17 protein-coding genes are annotated in these 14,866 nt (G+C 50.7%); 12 read left to right on the top strand and 5 right to left on the bottom strand.

From position 1 onward, the window contains the following. Window positions 1–36 precede the first annotated feature (36 nt). Window positions 37–1,269 (top strand): multidrug efflux MFS transporter MdfA, encoded by a 1,233-nt coding sequence (mdfA, locus tag BEG40_RS08295; protein ID WP_001181217.1) that lies wholly within the window; start codon window positions 37–39, stop codon window positions 1,267–1,269. Between the two features lie 40 nt (window positions 1,270–1,309). Here mdfA and ybjH read toward each other — a convergent pair whose 3' ends face one another. The 3 genes from ybjH to BEG40_RS08280 all read right to left on the bottom strand — a co-directional run bounded on the left by ybjH (window position 1,310) and on the right by BEG40_RS08280 (window position 3,702). Then, entirely contained in the window at window positions 1,310–1,594 is a 285-nt protein-coding gene (gene ybjH, locus BEG40_RS08290) for a protein YbjH (protein ID WP_077629224.1), read from the bottom strand. Window positions 1,595–1,678: 84 nt separating this feature from the next. Then, window positions 1,679–2,494 (bottom strand): 5-amino-6-(5-phospho-D-ribitylamino)uracil phosphatase, encoded by an 816-nt coding sequence (gene ybjI / locus BEG40_RS08285; RefSeq protein ID WP_105285215.1) that lies wholly within the window; start codon window positions 2,492–2,494, stop codon window positions 1,679–1,681. Beyond that, the gene (locus BEG40_RS08280) at window positions 2,494–3,702 is read right to left on the bottom strand and encodes an MFS transporter (protein WP_105285214.1); all 1,209 of its coding nucleotides are present in this window, start codon (window positions 3,700–3,702) and stop codon (window positions 2,494–2,496) included. The genes ybjI and BEG40_RS08280 overlap by 1 nt, the downstream gene beginning before the upstream one ends. A gap of 83 nt (window positions 3,703–3,785) precedes the next feature. Here BEG40_RS08280 and rcdA point away from each other — a divergent pair, with 83 nt between their 5' ends. After that, complete coding sequence (gene rcdA, locus BEG40_RS08275; protein WP_001250444.1) at window positions 3,786–4,361, top strand: DNA-binding transcriptional regulator RcdA; 576 nt, start codon at window positions 3,786–3,788, stop codon at window positions 4,359–4,361. Between the two features lie 135 nt (window positions 4,362–4,496). Here the strand turns inward: rcdA and BEG40_RS08265 are convergent, their stop codons facing one another. Beyond that, entirely contained in the window at window positions 4,497–6,182 is a 1,686-nt protein-coding gene (locus BEG40_RS08265) for an aspartate:alanine antiporter (RefSeq protein WP_001024862.1), read from the bottom strand. Between the two features lie 268 nt (window positions 6,183–6,450). Between BEG40_RS08265 and BEG40_RS08260 the strand changes: the two genes are divergently transcribed. Next, window positions 6,451–6,828 (top strand): inner membrane protein YbjM, encoded by a 378-nt coding sequence (locus BEG40_RS08260; protein ID WP_000681103.1) that lies wholly within the window; start codon window positions 6,451–6,453, stop codon window positions 6,826–6,828. A 31-nt stretch (window positions 6,829–6,859) separates the two neighbouring features. Here the strand turns inward: BEG40_RS08260 and grxA are convergent, their stop codons facing one another. Continuing rightward, complete coding sequence (gene grxA, locus BEG40_RS08255) at window positions 6,860–7,117, bottom strand: glutaredoxin 1 (protein WP_001195223.1); 258 nt, start codon at window positions 7,115–7,117, stop codon at window positions 6,860–6,862. A gap of 159 nt (window positions 7,118–7,276) precedes the next feature. Between grxA and BEG40_RS08250 the strand changes: the two genes are divergently transcribed. The 9 genes from BEG40_RS08250 (at window position 7,277) to BEG40_RS08205 (ending at window position 14,832) form a co-directional block, all read left to right on the top strand. Next, the gene (locus BEG40_RS08250; RefSeq protein WP_001201566.1) at window positions 7,277–7,564 is read left to right on the top strand and encodes a YbjC family protein; all 288 of its coding nucleotides are present in this window, start codon (window positions 7,277–7,279) and stop codon (window positions 7,562–7,564) included. After that, on the top strand, window positions 7,548–8,270 hold the full coding sequence (gene nfsA, locus BEG40_RS08245) for a nitroreductase NfsA (RefSeq protein WP_021550513.1): 723 nt from the start codon (window positions 7,548–7,550) through the stop codon (window positions 8,268–8,270). Before BEG40_RS08250 ends, nfsA begins: the two co-directional genes overlap by 17 nt. Before the next feature lie 60 nt (window positions 8,271–8,330). Next, complete coding sequence (gene rimK / locus BEG40_RS08240) at window positions 8,331–9,233, top strand: 30S ribosomal protein S6--L-glutamate ligase (protein ID WP_000684316.1); 903 nt, start codon at window positions 8,331–8,333, stop codon at window positions 9,231–9,233. Window positions 9,234–9,320: 87 nt separating this feature from the next. Then, window positions 9,321–9,797 (top strand): type III secretion system chaperone family protein, encoded by a 477-nt coding sequence (locus BEG40_RS08235; RefSeq protein ID WP_000203025.1) that lies wholly within the window; start codon window positions 9,321–9,323, stop codon window positions 9,795–9,797. Window positions 9,798–10,147: 350 nt separating this feature from the next. After that, window positions 10,148–11,260 carry a spermidine/putrescine ABC transporter substrate-binding protein PotF gene (gene potF / locus BEG40_RS08225; RefSeq protein ID WP_000126057.1) on the top strand — a complete coding sequence of 371 codons (1,113 nt, stop codon included), beginning with the start codon at window positions 10,148–10,150 and terminating at the stop codon, window positions 11,258–11,260. A gap of 94 nt (window positions 11,261–11,354) precedes the next feature. Continuing rightward, the gene (gene potG / locus BEG40_RS08220; protein WP_000995981.1) at window positions 11,355–12,488 is read left to right on the top strand and encodes a putrescine ABC transporter ATP-binding subunit PotG; all 1,134 of its coding nucleotides are present in this window, start codon (window positions 11,355–11,357) and stop codon (window positions 12,486–12,488) included. A 9-nt stretch (window positions 12,489–12,497) separates the two neighbouring features. Then, the gene (gene potH / locus BEG40_RS08215; protein ID WP_105285213.1) at window positions 12,498–13,442 is read left to right on the top strand and encodes a putrescine ABC transporter permease PotH; all 945 of its coding nucleotides are present in this window, start codon (window positions 12,498–12,500) and stop codon (window positions 13,440–13,442) included. After that, entirely contained in the window at window positions 13,439–14,284 is an 846-nt protein-coding gene (gene potI / locus BEG40_RS08210) for a putrescine ABC transporter permease PotI (RefSeq protein WP_001061658.1), read from the top strand. The genes potH and potI overlap by 4 nt, the downstream gene beginning before the upstream one ends. 59 nt (window positions 14,285–14,343) lie before the next feature. Further along, window positions 14,344–14,832, top strand: coding sequence for a YbjO family protein (locus BEG40_RS08205; RefSeq protein ID WP_000389254.1), 489 nt, complete (start codon window positions 14,344–14,346; stop codon window positions 14,830–14,832). Window positions 14,833–14,866 lie beyond the last annotated feature (34 nt).

The following is a 14,866-nucleotide window of genomic DNA, read 5'->3' as shown; positions in this document are numbered from 1 at the left end:
TAAACTTTGTGCGATTATTCTTGGCGAAGAAATTGCATGCAAAATAGATTAGCTACTGGTGCCAGACTTGGGCGTCAGGCATTACTTTTCCCCCTCTGTCTGGTGCTCTACGAATTCTCGACCTATATCGGCAATGATATGATTCAACCCGGTATGCTCGCGGTAGTGGAAGAGTATCAGGCGGGTATTGACTGGGTTCCTACTTCGATGACCGCTTACCTGGCGGGCGGGATGTTTTTACAGTGGCTCCTGGGGCCGCTGTCGGATCGTATTGGTCGCCGTCCGGTGATGCTGGCAGGCGTGGTGTGGTTTATCGTCACCTGTCTGGCAATATTGCTGGCGCAAAACATTGAACAATTCACGTTATTGCGCTTCCTGCAGGGGATAAGCCTTTGTTTCATTGGCGCTGTTGGATACGCCGCGATTCAGGAATCCTTCGAAGAGGCGGTTTGTATCAAGATCACCGCGCTGATGGCGAACGTGGCGCTGATTGCTCCGCTACTCGGTCCGCTGGTGGGCGCCGCGTGGATCCATGTGCTGCCCTGGGAAGGCATGTTTGTGCTGTTTGCTGCATTGGCGGCGATCTCCTTTTTCGGTCTGCAACGCGCTATGCCGGAAACTGCCACGCGTATTGGTGAGAAACTGTCCCTGAAAGAGCTAGGCCATGACTACAAGCTGGTGCTGAAGAACGGTCGCTTTGTTGCCGGAGCTCTGGCGCTGGGATTCGTCAGCCTGCCGCTGCTGGCGTGGATCGCCCAGTCACCGATTATCATCATCACCGGCGAAAAGTTGAGTAGCTATGAATATGGGTTGCTGCAAGTGCCAGTTTTCGGGGCGTTAATTGCGGGTAACTTGCTGTTAGCGCGTTTGACCTCGCGCCGCACCGTTCGTGCATTGATCATCATGGGTGGCTGGCCGATTATGATTGGCTTGCTCGTCGCCGCTGCCGCAACGGTTATCTCATCGCACGCGTATTTATGGATGACCGCCGGGTTAAGTATTTATGCTTTCGGTATTGGTCTGGCGAATGCGGGACTGGTGCGATTAACCCTGTTTGCCAGCGATATGAGTAAAGGTACGGTTTCTGCGGCGATGGGGATGTTACAAATGCTGATCTTTACCGTCGGTATCGAGATCAGTAAACATGCCTGGCTGAATGGCGGTAATGGACTGTTTAATCTCTTTAACCTTGCCAACGGAATTTTGTGGCTGCTGCTGATGTTTATTTTTTTAAAAGATAAACAAACAGGAAATTCAAACGACGGATAAGAAAATGCCTGGTTGCTTTGTACAATCAGGCATTCATGGATTAATGGTGATGGTCGTCGATTTGATGTTCGATAACCATCCCTTCGCCTACGCTGGCAAGATGACGAACATACGGATGTGGGCGGTAAGCCGGAGCTGGAGTAGGCGCCACATAGACAGTTTGTGGTACAGTCGCGACGCTGACCGCTTGTGGAACGCTGACTGAATCGGGGACTACCACCACTTTGTATCCGCTCGGCACATCAACGGTGACACTTTGCGCCATTGCCACACCAGTAAAACTCAACAGAAACGCGCCCAGCAGTACACAATTTTTCATCATCATTTCGCCTGAAATAATCCAGAAGGGGAATTTCCGCGAATTATGCATCCTTCATTCAGGCATTGTGTTGCCGGGCGTGCTGCCGTTTTATTGATTAAATGGCGCTTCGTGCTTAAGAATTTTATCGATCACATCCAGTACGCTTTCACGGTTATTGGAGCCTGCGCGGTATTTCGCCGCAGCTACGACCGCGTTGCCAGCATTTTCCATCGCAAAGCTAAAGCCAGCCTGGCGCAGCATTTCGATATCGTTACCGCCATCGCCAAAGACCACCACTTCACTGTCATCTATTCCCCATAACTTCTGGAGTTTCCGCAGGCCATTGGCTTTATGTACGCCGGGGATAATCAGATCGATGCTACCGTTGCCGGTGTGAACCGGCACCATAATATCGCCAATCGAATCATGTAACTCTTTTTGCACTTGCGGAATCAGTTCATCGGAAAGATTCAGGCCAAACTTAAAGAAGATATCTTCTAAGTTGTCAAAGTTATCGACATATTCCAGACGGTGATAATACATTTCCGCCACCGTTTTCATGGCATCGTCATATTTTTTGAGGGTATAGGCGCTATTTTTTCCGCAGGCAATAATTTCCACTTCCGGGCGCGTCAGTAAATGTTCCACGACAGTGGCAAATGCATCCTTCGACAGCTCGCCATTAAAAACATCTTTGCCTTCGCTCACAACCCAACCACCGTTTTCTGCCACAAAGGCAATTTCATCGGCAATTTCGGGGAAGAAAGAGATCAACTGATAATATTGATTCCCGCTGGCGACCACAAAGCGAATCCCTTGTGCTTTCATCTGCTGATACTGAGCCATAAACCGCTCGCGGTTATAGGTTTTTTGATCGCTTAAGAAAGTACCATCCATGTCTACCGCAATTAATTTAATGCTCATCAATTATTCTCCATCGCCGTCTGCGTTTTGGTATCGGGTTTGGCGACGGCTTTCGCGACAATAGCCGCGAGAATAACCAGCGCCAGTACAACCAGCATTGCACTACGTAATCCATAATGTTCGCCGAGATAGCCCAGCAGCGGCGGCCCGACGAGGAAAGCCAGATAACCGGTCGTCGCTACTACGCTGACGCGGGTCGGCGCATCGGGGCCGGTATCGCTGGCGGCAGAAATGGTCAGCGGGAAGCCCAGCGAGGCACCCAATCCCCAAAGAACAACAGACACCCCAGCGACCCAGGCGCTATCGACAAAAATAATCAGCCCAATACCCAACGCACCCATTAGCGCACTGGCCCGAACCACGGCAACGCGGCTGTAACGGTCTATGAACCAACCGCCAGTGAAGCGTCCAACGGTCATCCCCAATGTGAAACCGGCATAAATCAGTGAGCCGGAAGTGGGGCTAAAACCGTGACCATCAACCATTAACAAGGGTAACCAGTCGTTGGCAGAACCTTCTGCAAAGGCCATCGCCAGCACCACAACACCAATCAACAGCAACTGGATATCGCGATAAAAAGGTACGCCTTTTTCGCCATGCTGCGTGCCATCGGCGGCATTTTTTCCCGTACCGCCAGGGATTGCCTGAATGGCGATATAAATAGGCGCGATGCCTACCAGTGCCGCCAACAAAATATGCACAGTTGCCGGAACGCCAAAGGCCGTTAGCGCCATCCCAACACCAGCGCCTGCCAGCGTGCCGAGGCTATAAAAGCCGTGCATCATCGGCAAAACCGTTTTATTCATTTCTCGCTCAACGGCGGCACCTTCAACGTTTATAGCAACTTCAGCGGAACCAAAACTGGCTCCAAAGACGCCAAGACCAACGGCAAAGAGCACGGGCGATGTCAGCCAGAGCGCCACACTTAATATCATCATCCCGATCAACGCGCAGGACATCGTGACCAGGATGACATTACGCGTCCCAAAACGTTTCACTAACCACGCCGAGCAGAGAATTCCGCTCATCGAACCGATCGACAAACCAAAGAGTACACCGCCCATTTCAGCGATCGAAACAGAAAGAATGTCGCGAATCGCTGGCGTACGGGTTGCCCAGGACGCCATTAACAAGCCTGGCAAAAAGAAGAACATAAACAGCGCCCAGGTTCGGCGTTTCAAGGCATTACGTGAAGAATTTACGGTCATAGATCACGTCAAAAAAAGAAGAGGGAAGACAACCTTAGCAAGGTTGTGTACATTTGTACACAATTGCAAAGAGAGGAAATGACATGCGTCGCGCTAACGATCCGCAACGGCGAGAAAAAATCATCCAGGCCACGCTGGAGGCGGTGAAACTTTACGGGATACATGCCGTTACGCACCGCAAAATCGCTACCCTTGCCGGAGTGCCGTTGGGGTCGATGACCTACTATTTTTCAGGAATTGATGAGTTGCTGCTGGAGGCGTTCAGCAGTTTTACAGAGATAATGTCTAAGCAATATCAGGCATTTTTTAGCGATGTTAGTGATGCATCAGGCGCCTGCCAGGCCATAACTGACATGATCTACAGCTCGCAGGTTGCAACGCCGGATAACATGGAACTGATGTATCAACTTTACGCATTGGCCAGCCGAAAACCGCTATTAAAAACGGTGATGCAAAACTGGATGCAGCGTAGTCAGCAAACGCTCGAACAATGGTTTGAACCCGGAACCGCCCGCGCGCTGGATGCGTTTATTGAAGGGATGACACTGCATTTTGTCACTGACCGTAAGCCGCTATCGCGCGAGGATATTTTACAGATGGTGGCGCAATTGGCAGGGCAGGAGATAAAATTCAGGCAACAAAAAACCCATCAACCTTGAACCGAAATGGCGGGGTTGATGGGCTCCACAAAATGGGGACATCAAAGAAAAGCAGTGGCACTAATTAAGACTGATGCCCCGAGGAAAAGTTCTGTGGTTGTACAAAAAAATTTCATTTTTGGGGCAACTTCAGTTTTATCCGAGTCCTGGCCATACCATTACGATGATTGTCCCTGCCAGCGTCAGCAGTACGTTAGCTATTGCATAAGTGCCCGCATAACCTAATGCCGGGATGTTGCTGCGCGCAGTGTCGCTGATGATCTCCATTGCCGGAGCACAAGTACGTGCGCCCATCATTGCACCGAATAACAGCGCGCGGTTCATGCGCAGCACATAAGCGCCAAACAGGAAGCAAATAACAACGGGCACCAGGCTGACAATTAACCCGGCAATCAACATCTGACCGCCAATCGCACCCAGGCCGTTATTGATGCCACTACCGGCGCTTAAACCCACACCCGCCATAAATACCATCAAACCGAACTCTTTCACCATGCTTAACGCGCCCTGGGGAATATAGCCGAAGGTCGGGTGGTTCGCTCGCATAAAGCCCAGCATAATACCAGCGAATAACAACCCGGCGGCGTTACCCATGCCGAAGCTGAATGTGCTGAACTGGAAGGTGATCATCCCGATCATCAGACCGATGACAAAGAACGCGCAGAATGCCAGTAGATCGGTAACCTGGCTGTGAATAGAGATAAAGCCGATGCGATCGGCGATGGTTTTCACGCGACGGGCATCGCCGCTCACCTGCAATACATCGCCTTTATTAAGCACCACGTTATCGTCGATCGGCATTTCGATCTGGCTGCGGATGACGCGGTTAAGGAAACAACCGTGATCGGTCAGCTTCAGTTGTGCCAGACGTTTACCGACAGCGTTATGGTTTTTGACGACCACCTCTTCAGTGACGATACGCATGTCGAGAAGGTCTCGATCAAAAACTTCTTTACCGTTACGGAAGCTGGGATCGAGCCGGGCGTGGGCGTCGGGATATCCTACCAACGCTATTTCATCGCCCATCTGTAGCACGGCGTCACCATCCGGATTTGCCAGAATCCCGTTACGACGAATACGTTCAATGTAGCAACCGGTTTGTCGATAAATACCCAGTTCACGCAAGTTTTTGCCATCGGCCCAGGCGACCAGTTCCGGCCCGACGCGGTAGGCGCGAATGACCGGCAGATAGACTTTACGGCTGGCGTCGGTATCCAGACCTCGTTCACGAGCGATTTGTTGGGCGCTGGTCTGTAAGTCCTGATGCTGCAACTTAGGCAAGTAACGCGCACCGACAATCAAACTCACCAGGCCAATCAAATAGGTTAATGCATACCCGAGGCTTAAATTATCCAGTGCCGCAGAGAGCTGCCCGCTTTCTATTCCTGAGTGGCGTAAGGTATCGCCCGCACCAACCAAAACCGGTGTTGATGTCATTGAACCAGCCAACATACCGGCCGTCAGGCCGATGTCCCAGCCAAACAACTTACCCAGCCCTAAGGCGATCAGCAGTGCACTACCGACCATTACCAGGGCTAACATTAGGTAATTTTTCCCATCGCGGAAAAAAATGGAAAAAAAGTTGGGTCCGGCTTCGACCCCGACGCAGAAAATAAACAGCATAAAGCCAAGATTAAGCGCGTCGGTGTTAATACTGAAATGTTGTTGACCTAATAACAGTGATACGACTAAAACGCCAATGGAATTACCCAGTTGGATTGAACCAAGTCGTAATTTTCCGAGACATAGTCCAAGCGCGAGGACCACGAATAATAACAGAATGTAATTCCCATTTAACAATTCGGCGACGTTTATATTCACGGAGACTAACTTCTTGTTTACGAGTAAGCTGTTGAAAGAAATGGTAATTTAAGATAATGTTTTTACCTGAATTCAGAGCGCAGATTCATTCAGCGCACTTAATCAATAGTAAAGTAACAATATATTTTACTAGTGTAATCACATTAGATACCAACGGCTATAAGAATTGTGTTGGCCTATATTAGCATGGAATGCGAAGCGGCTTTATCTTACTGAGCGCCACACCGGCGAAAAATGTGTTCGATAGAGGCAGTGTCAGGAGGAACATGTGAAACATAAACAACATTGGGCGGGGGCAATTTGCTGTTTTGTCCTCTTTATTGTGGTGTGCCTTTTTCTGGCGACACATATGAAGGGAGCTTTTCGGGCTGCCGGGCACCCTGAAATCGGCTTACTGTTTTTCATTCTTCCTGGGGCTGTAGCCAGCTTTTTTTCGCGGCGTAGAGAAGTCCTTAAACCACTGTTTGGCGCAATGCTGGCAGCGCCGTGTTCTATGTTAATTATGCGTCTGTTTTTTTCACCATCACGCTCATTCTGGCAGGAGCTGGCGTGGTTGTTGAGTGCCGTCTTCTGGTGTGCGCTGGGCGCATTATGTTTTTTGTTTATCAGTAGCTTGTTCAGGCCGCAACACAGAAAAAATCAATAAAGCCCTCAAACAGAGAGGGCTTATCCAGTAATCAGGCGTCAAGATTCTCTTTCACCCAGGCAGCAAAATCGGTATAGCCACCGATGTGTTGCTGATCGACAAAAATCTGCGGTACGGTTTCTACCGGCTTGCCAGCTTTCTGTTGCAGATCCTCTTTAGTGATCCCTTCAGCACGAATATCCACATACTGGTAGTGAAAATCATCGTGTTCATTACTTAACTTTTCTGCCAAATCTTTGGCACGCACGCAGTAAGGGCAACCCGGACGACCGAAAATAACGGTTTGCATTGGCTTTCTCCATTTATCTCTCATGTGTGCATGATCACGCCAAATGTTATTCGCTGAAAGTAGGTTTAACCTGTTGCATTGATTGCTTAAAGCTATAACTGTTAAGCACAACGCGGCGAAAGGTTTTAAACTGGCAGCTCACTTTGCAGAGGGAAGTTTATGCGCGCGATCGGTAAATTGCCTAAAAGCGTGTTGATACTGGAATTTATTGGAATGATGTTACTGGCGGCGGCGCTGCTGTCGATAAGTGACAACTTTTCGCTTCCAGCGCCGTTTTCTACGCCAGAAGCGCAAATTCTGATGATTTTTCTCGGTGTTTTGCTCATGCTTCCCGCTGCGGTGGTGGTTATTCTTCAGGTGGCAAAACGGCTGGCCCCGCAACTGATGAATCATCCACCGGAATCTTCACGTTCAGAAAGAGAAAAAGATAATGACGCCAACCATTGAACTTATTTGTGGTCACCGCTCCATTCGCCATTTCACTGATGAACCTATCTCCGCTGAACAGCGTGAGGCGATTATCAACAGCGCCCGCGCGACCTCCAGTTCCAGCTTTTTGCAGTGTAGTAGCATTATTCGCATTACCGACCCCGCATTGCGTGAAGCCCTGGTGCCGCTGACCGGCGGGCAAAAACACGTTGCGCAAGCGGCGGAGTTTTGGGTGTTTTGCGCCGACTTTAACCGTCATTTGCAGATCTGCCCGGATGCTCAACTCGGCCTGGCTGAACAGTTGTTGCTCGGTGTTGTTGATACAGCGATGATGGCACAAAACGCCTTAACCGCAGCGGAATCGCTGGGGTTGGGCGGTGTATATATTGGCGGCCTGCGCAATAACATTGAAGCGGTGACGGAGCTGCTGAAATTACCAAAGCATGTTCTGCCGCTGTTTGGCCTGTGTCTCGGCTGGCCTGCGGATAACCCGGATCTCAAGCCGCGTTTACCGGCCTCTATTTTGGTGCATGAAAACAGCTACCAACCGCTGGATAAAGATGCTCTGGCGCAGTATGACGAGCAACTGGCGGAATATTATCTTACCCGTGGCAGCAATAATCGCCGGGATACCTGGAGCGATCATATTCGCCGGACGATTATCAAAGAAAGCCGTCCTTTTATTCTCGATTATTTGCATAAACAAGGTTGGGCGACGCGCTAAAACCGTTACGGCGATGTATTATACGCGGGCTTTTGACCAGGTCTGACAGAGAGGTGCAGGGTGAAAATTGCCATATTGTCCCGGGATGGAACGCTCTATTCGTGTAAGCGGCTGCGTGAAGCCGCCATACAGCGTGGTCACCTGGTTGAAATTCTCGATCCGCTTTCTTGCTACATGAACATTAATCCTGCGGCGTCTTCCATTCACTATAAAGGCCGCAAACTCCCCCATTTTGACGCGGTGATCCCGCGTATTGGCACTGCTATAACCTTTTATGGGACGGCGGCGCTGCGCCAGTTCGAAATGCTGGGCAGTTATCCGCTGAACGAATCGGTCGCGATTGCCCGGGCGCGTGACAAATTGCGTTCAATGCAACTGCTGGCGCGTCAGGGCATTGACCTGCCTGTCACGGGGATTGCGCATTCGCCGGATGATACCAGCGACTTAATCGATATGGTCGGTGGTGCGCCGCTGGTGGTTAAGCTGGTCGAAGGCACGCAGGGAATTGGTGTGGTGCTGGCGGAAACGCGCCAGGCGGCAGAAAGCGTGATTGATGCTTTTCGCGGCCTGAACGCTCATATTCTGGTGCAGGAATATATAAAAGAGGCGCAAGGGTGCGATATCCGCTGTCTGGTCGTCGGTGATGAAGTTGTCGCGGCGATTGAACGGCGGGCGAAAGAGGGCGATTTTCGCTCCAATTTGCATCGTGGCGGCGCGGCAAGCATCGCCAGTATCACGCCGAAAGAGCGTGAAATCGCCATCAAAGCTGCGCGAACGATGGCGCTGGATGTTGCCGGTGTGGATATTCTGCGTGCCAATCGCGGGCCGTTGGTGATGGAAGTGAACGCGTCGCCGGGGCTGGAAGGAATAGAAAAAACCACCGGTATCGACATTGCGGGTAAAATGATCCGCTGGATCGAACGCCACGCCACGGCAGAATATTGCCTGAAAACGGGTGGTTAGTCGCAATTACATTACTGATCATGGTTTTGCCTGCGCTTTTTGCGTAAGCTGTGCCAGTCTTTTTATCGGAAGAGGTTGTACAAAATTATGACATCGCTGGTCGTTCCTGGTCTGGATACGTTGCGTCAATGGCTCGATGACCTGGGGATGAGTTTTTTTGAATGTGATAACTGTCAGGCTTTGCATCTGCCCCATATGCAGAATTTCGACGGTGTCTTTGATGCCAAAATCGACCTGATTGATAACACAATCCTGTTTTCTGCCATGGCGGAAGTCAGGCCTTCAGCCGTGTTGCCGCTGGCGGCGGATTTATCAGCCATCAATGCCAGCTCACTGACCGTGAAAGCATTTCTCGATATGCAGGATGATAATCTGCCAAAGCTGGTGGTTTGCCAGTCTTTATCTGTTATGCAGGGCGTAACCTATGAACAGTTTGCATGGTTTGTACGCCAGAGCGAAGAACAGATTTCGATGGTCATCCTCGAAGCTAATGCCCATCAGCTGCTGTTGCCGACTGACGATGAAGGGCAAAATAACGTTACCGAAAACTATTTCCTTCACTGATAACTCTCTTCGAACACGCAGTCGCTGCCGCAGTGACTGCGCGTCGTAATATTTCCTGCTGATTTTAACCTTTCATTAAAGATTAATTCACTTCTATTGTGCCAGGTTTGCTTTATCACATAGAGCAAATACGCATAAAAATTTGTTAAATACCGTTTTTTAATTACAGCTATAGTTTCAAACCCTGGCTAAAGTTATTCTTGCGAGGCTTTTATATAGCGAGCAATGCTGGCCGGGAGAGAGTTCTCTTTTCTTGCACCGCGCCGATAAAAAATATGCACGTTTATTGCATATCTTTCAGTGTGACAACTTTTGTTCGTTTGTTAACGAACTTTCAGAAGGAAAGAGATATGACCGCCTTAAATAAAAAATGGCTATCGGGTCTGATTGCGGGTGCTCTGATGGCCGTCTCTGTCGGCACGCTCGCGGCTGAACAAAAAACACTCCACATCTATAACTGGTCTGATTATATCGCCCCGGATACGGTGGCAAATTTTGAAAAAGAGACCGGTATCAAAGTCGTCTACGATGTTTTTGATTCTAACGAAGTGCTGGAAGGCAAATTAATGGCGGGGAGTACCGGCTTTGATCTCGTTGTGCCGTCAGCCAGCTTTCTGGAGCGCCAGTTGACTGCGGGAGTATTCCAGCCGCTTGATAAAAGCAAATTGCCGGAGTGGAAGAATCTCGATCCGGAGCTGCTGAAGCTGGTGGCCAAACACGATCCCGACAATAAATTTGCCATGCCGTATATGTGGGCGACTACCGGGATTGGCTATAACGTCGATAAAGTCAAAGCGGTGCTGGGCGAAAACGCGCCGGTCGATAGCTGGGACTTGATTCTCAAACCTGAAAATCTGGAAAAACTGAAAAGCTGTGGTGTCTCTTTCCTCGATGCGCCGGAAGAGGTTTTTGCCACTGTGTTGAATTATCTTGGTAAAGATCCGAACAGCACCAAAGCGGATGATTACACCGGACCAGCGACTGACCTGCTATTGAAACTGCGCCCGAATATTCGTTATTTCCACTCTTCCCAATACATCAATGATCTGGCGAATGGTGACATCTGCGTGGCGATTGGCTGGGCGGGCGATGTCTGGCAGGCGTCAAACCGCGCGAAGGAAGCGAAGAATGGCGTGAATGTCTCTTTCTCAATTCCGAAAGAAGGGGCGATGGCATTCTTTGATGTATTCGCCATGCCTGCCGATGCCAAAAATAAAGACGAAGCGTATCAGTTCCTGAATTATTTGCTGCGTCCGGATGTGGTGGCACACATCTCTGACCATGTGTTCTATGCCAATGCGAACAAAGCAGCTACGCCGCTGGTGAGCGCGGAAGTGCGTGACAATCCTGGTATTTATCCTCCGGCAGATGTCCGCGCCAAAATGTTCACCCTGCAAGTACAGGATCCGAAAATTGATCGTGTGCGCACCCGCGCGTGGACCAAAGTGAAGAGCGGAAAATAATCCGCAGCCGTAGATGCCGGACGGGCGCACCATCCCCGCCGGCAATTCGCACCATCATGGTGCGCTTGCACACATTAAATGCCGGAGAGCAGCCGTGAATGACGCTATCCCTCGCCCGCAGGCGAAAAGTCGTAAGTCGCTGACACCACTATTAGAAATCCGCAATTTGACCAAATCTTACGATGGTCAACATGCGGTCGATGATGTCAGTCTGACCATTTATAAAGGCGAAATCTTTGCACTGCTGGGCGCATCCGGCTGTGGTAAGTCCACACTGCTGCGTATGTTGGCAGGTTTCGAACAACCTTCTGCCGGGCAGATTATGCTTGATGGCGTCGATTTGTCACAGGTTCCGCCTTATCTGCGCCCCATCAACATGATGTTCCAGTCCTACGCGCTATTCCCCCATATGACCGTGGAGCAAAACATTGCCTTTGGTCTGAAACAAGACAAGTTACCAAAAGCGGAAATTGCCAGTCGGGTCAACGAGATGCTGGGGCTGGTGCATATGCAGGAGTTTGCCAAACGCAAACCGCATCAGCTTTCCGGTGGTCAACGTCAGCGAGTGGCGCTGGCCCGAAGCCTTGCCAAACGCCCGAAACTATTACTGCTCGATGAACCGATGGGCGCGCTGGATAAAAAACTGCGCGACCGGATGCAGCTTGAAGTGGTGGATATTCTGGAGCGTGTCGGCGTGACCTGTGTGATGGTAACGCACGATCAGGAAGAGGCGATGACCATGGCGGGGCGCATCGCGATTATGAATCGCGGTAAATTTGTTCAGATTGGCGAGCCGGAAGAAATTTATGAGCACCCGACCACGCGATATAGCGCCGAGTTCATTGGATCGGTCAATGTTTTCGAAGGACTGCTAAAGGAACGCCAGGAAGATGGCCTGTTGCTTTATTCGCCTGGGCTGGTGCATCCGTTGAAAGTCGATCCCGATGCGTCAGTGGTGGATAACGTGCCGGTGCATGTGGCGCTGCGTCCGGAAAAAATCATGCTCTGTGACGAACCGCCTGCTGATGGCTGCAATTTTGCAGTGGGAGAGGTGACACATATTGCCTATCTCGGTGATTTGTCTGTTTATCATGTCCGCCTGAAAAGCGGGCAGATGATCAGCGCCCAGTTACAAAACGCCCATCGTTTTCGCAAAGGGTTACCGACCTGGGGCGATGAAGTTCGTTTGTGCTGGGAATCAGACAGTTGTGTGGTGCTGACGGTTTAAGGAGCAAAGATGAGTACACTTGAACCTGCTGCCCAGCCGGGTGGATTAAAGCAATGGCTTACACAGTGGCAAATGAAGCACGGGCGCAAACTGGTGATTGCGCTGCCGTATATCTGGTTGATTTTGTTGTTTCTGCTGCCATTTCTGATTGTCTTTAAAATAAGCCTGGCGGAGATGGCGCGCGCTATTCCACCTTATACCGAACTGATGGCGTGGGCTGACGGGCAACTTTCCATCACTCTTAATCTCGGTAATTTTCTGCAACTGACTGACGATCCGCTCTATTTCGATGCTTATCTCCAGTCGTTACAGGTGGCGGCGATTTCGACCGTTTGTTGCTTATTGCTCGGCTATCCGCTGGCGTGGGCAGTGGCGCACAGTAAACCGTCGACCCGCAATATCTTATTGCTGCTGGTGATCCTGCCTTCGTGGACCTCATTTTTGATCCGCGTTTACGCCTGGATGGGGATACTAAAAAACAATGGCGTGCTGAATAACTTCCTGCTGTGGCTGGGGGTTATCGATCAGCCGCTGACCATTCTGCATACCAATCTGGCAGTTTATATCGGCATTGTTTACGCCTACGTACCGTTTATGGTGCTGCCGATCTACACCGCCTTGATTCGTATTGATTATTCGCTGGTGGAAGCCGCGCTGGATCTCGGCGCGCGTCCGCTGAAGACTTTCTTTACGGTGATTGTGCCGCTTACCAAAGGTGGGATTATCGCCGGATCAATGCTGGTTTTCATTCCGGCGGTGGGTGAGTTTGTGATCCCGGAACTGCTCGGCGGCCCTGATAGCATCATGATCGGGCGCGTTCTGTGGCAGGAGTTTTTCAATAACCGCGACTGGCCGGTGGCTTCTGCGGTGGCGATCATTATGTTATTGCTGCTGATTGTGCCAATTATGTGGTTCCACAAATATCAGCAAAAAAGCGTGGGGGAACACGGATGAATAATTTACCGGTCGTTCGTTCGCCCTGGCGAATTGTGATTTTGTTGCTGGGCTTCACCTTTCTCTATGCGCCGATGCTGATGCTGGTCATCTATTCATTTAACAGTTCGAAACTGGTGACGGTGTGGGCCGGTTGGTCAACGCGCTGGTACGGTGAGTTATTGCGTGATGATGCGATGATGAGCGCGGTCGGCTTAAGTCTGACGATTGCCGCCTGTGCGGCGACGGCGGCGGCGATCCTCGGGACTATTGCGGCGGTCGTGCTGGTACGTTTCGGGCGGTTTCGTGGATCGAATGGCTTTGCCTTTATGATCACCGCGCCGTTAGTCATGCCTGATGTGATCACTGGCCTGTCGCTGTTGTTATTGTTCGTTGCTCTTGCTCATGCCATCGGCTGGCCTGCCGATCGCGGTATGTTAACTATCTGGCTGGCGCACGTGACTTTCTGTACGGCTTATGTGGCAGTTGTTATTTCTTCGCGTCTGCGGGAACTGGATCGCTCCATTGAAGAAGCGGCGATGGATCTCGGCGCGACGCCGCTGAAGGTGTTTTTCGTCATTACACTACCGATGATCATGCCGGCGATCATTTCTGGTTGGTTGCTTGCTTTTACTCTGTCGCTCGACGATCTGGTGATCGCCAGCTTTGTTTCCGGGCCGGGAGCCACCACGTTACCGATGCTGGTCTTCTCCAGCGTGCGGATGGGGGTGAATCCGGAAATCAACGCCCTGGCAACATTGATTCTCGGTGCGGTCGGAATTGTCGGATTTATCGCCTGGTATTTAATGGCGCGCGCAGAAAAGCAGCGGATACGCGATATCCAGCGTGCAAGACGTGGCTGAAGACACTAAAATTTGCCAACCTGGCTACATAATGCCGCGCATGTCGCGGCATTGTTTTCATGGAAGACGAAACGTTGGGATTTTTTAAGAAAACATCTTCATCACATGCTCGCCTGAATGTGCCTGCACTGGTGCAGGTGGCGGCGCTCGCCATTATTATGATCCGTGGCCTCGACGTGCTGATGATTTTCAATACGCTGGGCGTGCGCGGTATCGGCGAGTTCATTCATCGCAGCGTACAAACCTGGAGTTTAACGCTGGTCTTTCTAAGCAGCCTTGCGCTGGTTTTTATTGAAATCTGGTGTGCGTTTTCGCTGGTGAAAGGGCGTCGCCTGGCGCGCTGGCTGTATCTGTTGACGCAAATCACGGCCGCCAGTTACCTGTGGGCAGCTTCGCTCGGTTATGGTTACCCTGAGCTGTTCAGCATTCCTGGTGAATCGAAACGTGAAATCTTCCATAGCCTGATGTTACAAAAGCTGCCGGATATGCTCATCTTATTGCTGTTGTTCGTTCCCGCCACCAGTCGGCGGTTCTTCCAGTTGCAATAATGTGTATAATCCTCGCCCCTGATGATGTGAAGGT

Source organism: Escherichia sp. MOD1-EC5495 (assembly GCF_002965965.1).
GTDB lineage: Bacteria > Pseudomonadota > Gammaproteobacteria > Enterobacterales > Enterobacteriaceae > Escherichia > Escherichia ruysiae.
The sequence above is the reverse complement of the archived record's forward strand: the minus strand, read 5'-3'. Positions and strand labels throughout refer to the sequence as shown.

What these genes read in the sequence shown, in the direction of transcription:
- mdfA (WP_001181217.1), top strand. Translation starts at nt 37, where the DNA reads ATGCAAAATAGATTAGCTACTGGTGCCAGACTTGGGCGTCAGGCATTA.
- ybjH (WP_077629224.1), bottom strand. Translation starts at nt 1,594, where the DNA reads ATGATGATGAAAAATTGTGTACTGCTGGGCGCGTTTCTGTTGAGTTTT.
- ybjI (WP_105285215.1), bottom strand. Translation starts at nt 2,494, where the DNA reads ATGAGCATTAAATTAATTGCGGTAGACATGGATGGTACTTTCTTAAGC.
- BEG40_RS08280 (WP_105285214.1), bottom strand. Translation starts at nt 3,702, where the DNA reads ATGACCGTAAATTCTTCACGTAATGCCTTGAAACGCCGAACCTGGGCG.
- rcdA (WP_001250444.1), top strand. Translation starts at nt 3,786, where the DNA reads ATGCGTCGCGCTAACGATCCGCAACGGCGAGAAAAAATCATCCAGGCC.
- grxA (WP_001195223.1), bottom strand. Translation starts at nt 7,117, where the DNA reads ATGCAAACCGTTATTTTCGGTCGTCCGGGTTGCCCTTACTGCGTGCGT.
- BEG40_RS08250 (WP_001201566.1), top strand. Translation starts at nt 7,277, where the DNA reads ATGCGCGCGATCGGTAAATTGCCTAAAAGCGTGTTGATACTGGAATTT.
- nfsA (WP_021550513.1), top strand. Translation starts at nt 7,548, where the DNA reads ATGACGCCAACCATTGAACTTATTTGTGGTCACCGCTCCATTCGCCAT.
- BEG40_RS08235 (WP_000203025.1), top strand. Translation starts at nt 9,321, where the DNA reads ATGACATCGCTGGTCGTTCCTGGTCTGGATACGTTGCGTCAATGGCTC.
- potF (WP_000126057.1), top strand. Translation starts at nt 10,148, where the DNA reads ATGACCGCCTTAAATAAAAAATGGCTATCGGGTCTGATTGCGGGTGCT.
- potH (WP_105285213.1), top strand. Translation starts at nt 12,498, where the DNA reads ATGAGTACACTTGAACCTGCTGCCCAGCCGGGTGGATTAAAGCAATGG.
- potI (WP_001061658.1), top strand. Translation starts at nt 13,439, where the DNA reads ATGAATAATTTACCGGTCGTTCGTTCGCCCTGGCGAATTGTGATTTTG.
- BEG40_RS08205 (WP_000389254.1), top strand. Translation starts at nt 14,344, where the DNA reads ATGGAAGACGAAACGTTGGGATTTTTTAAGAAAACATCTTCATCACAT.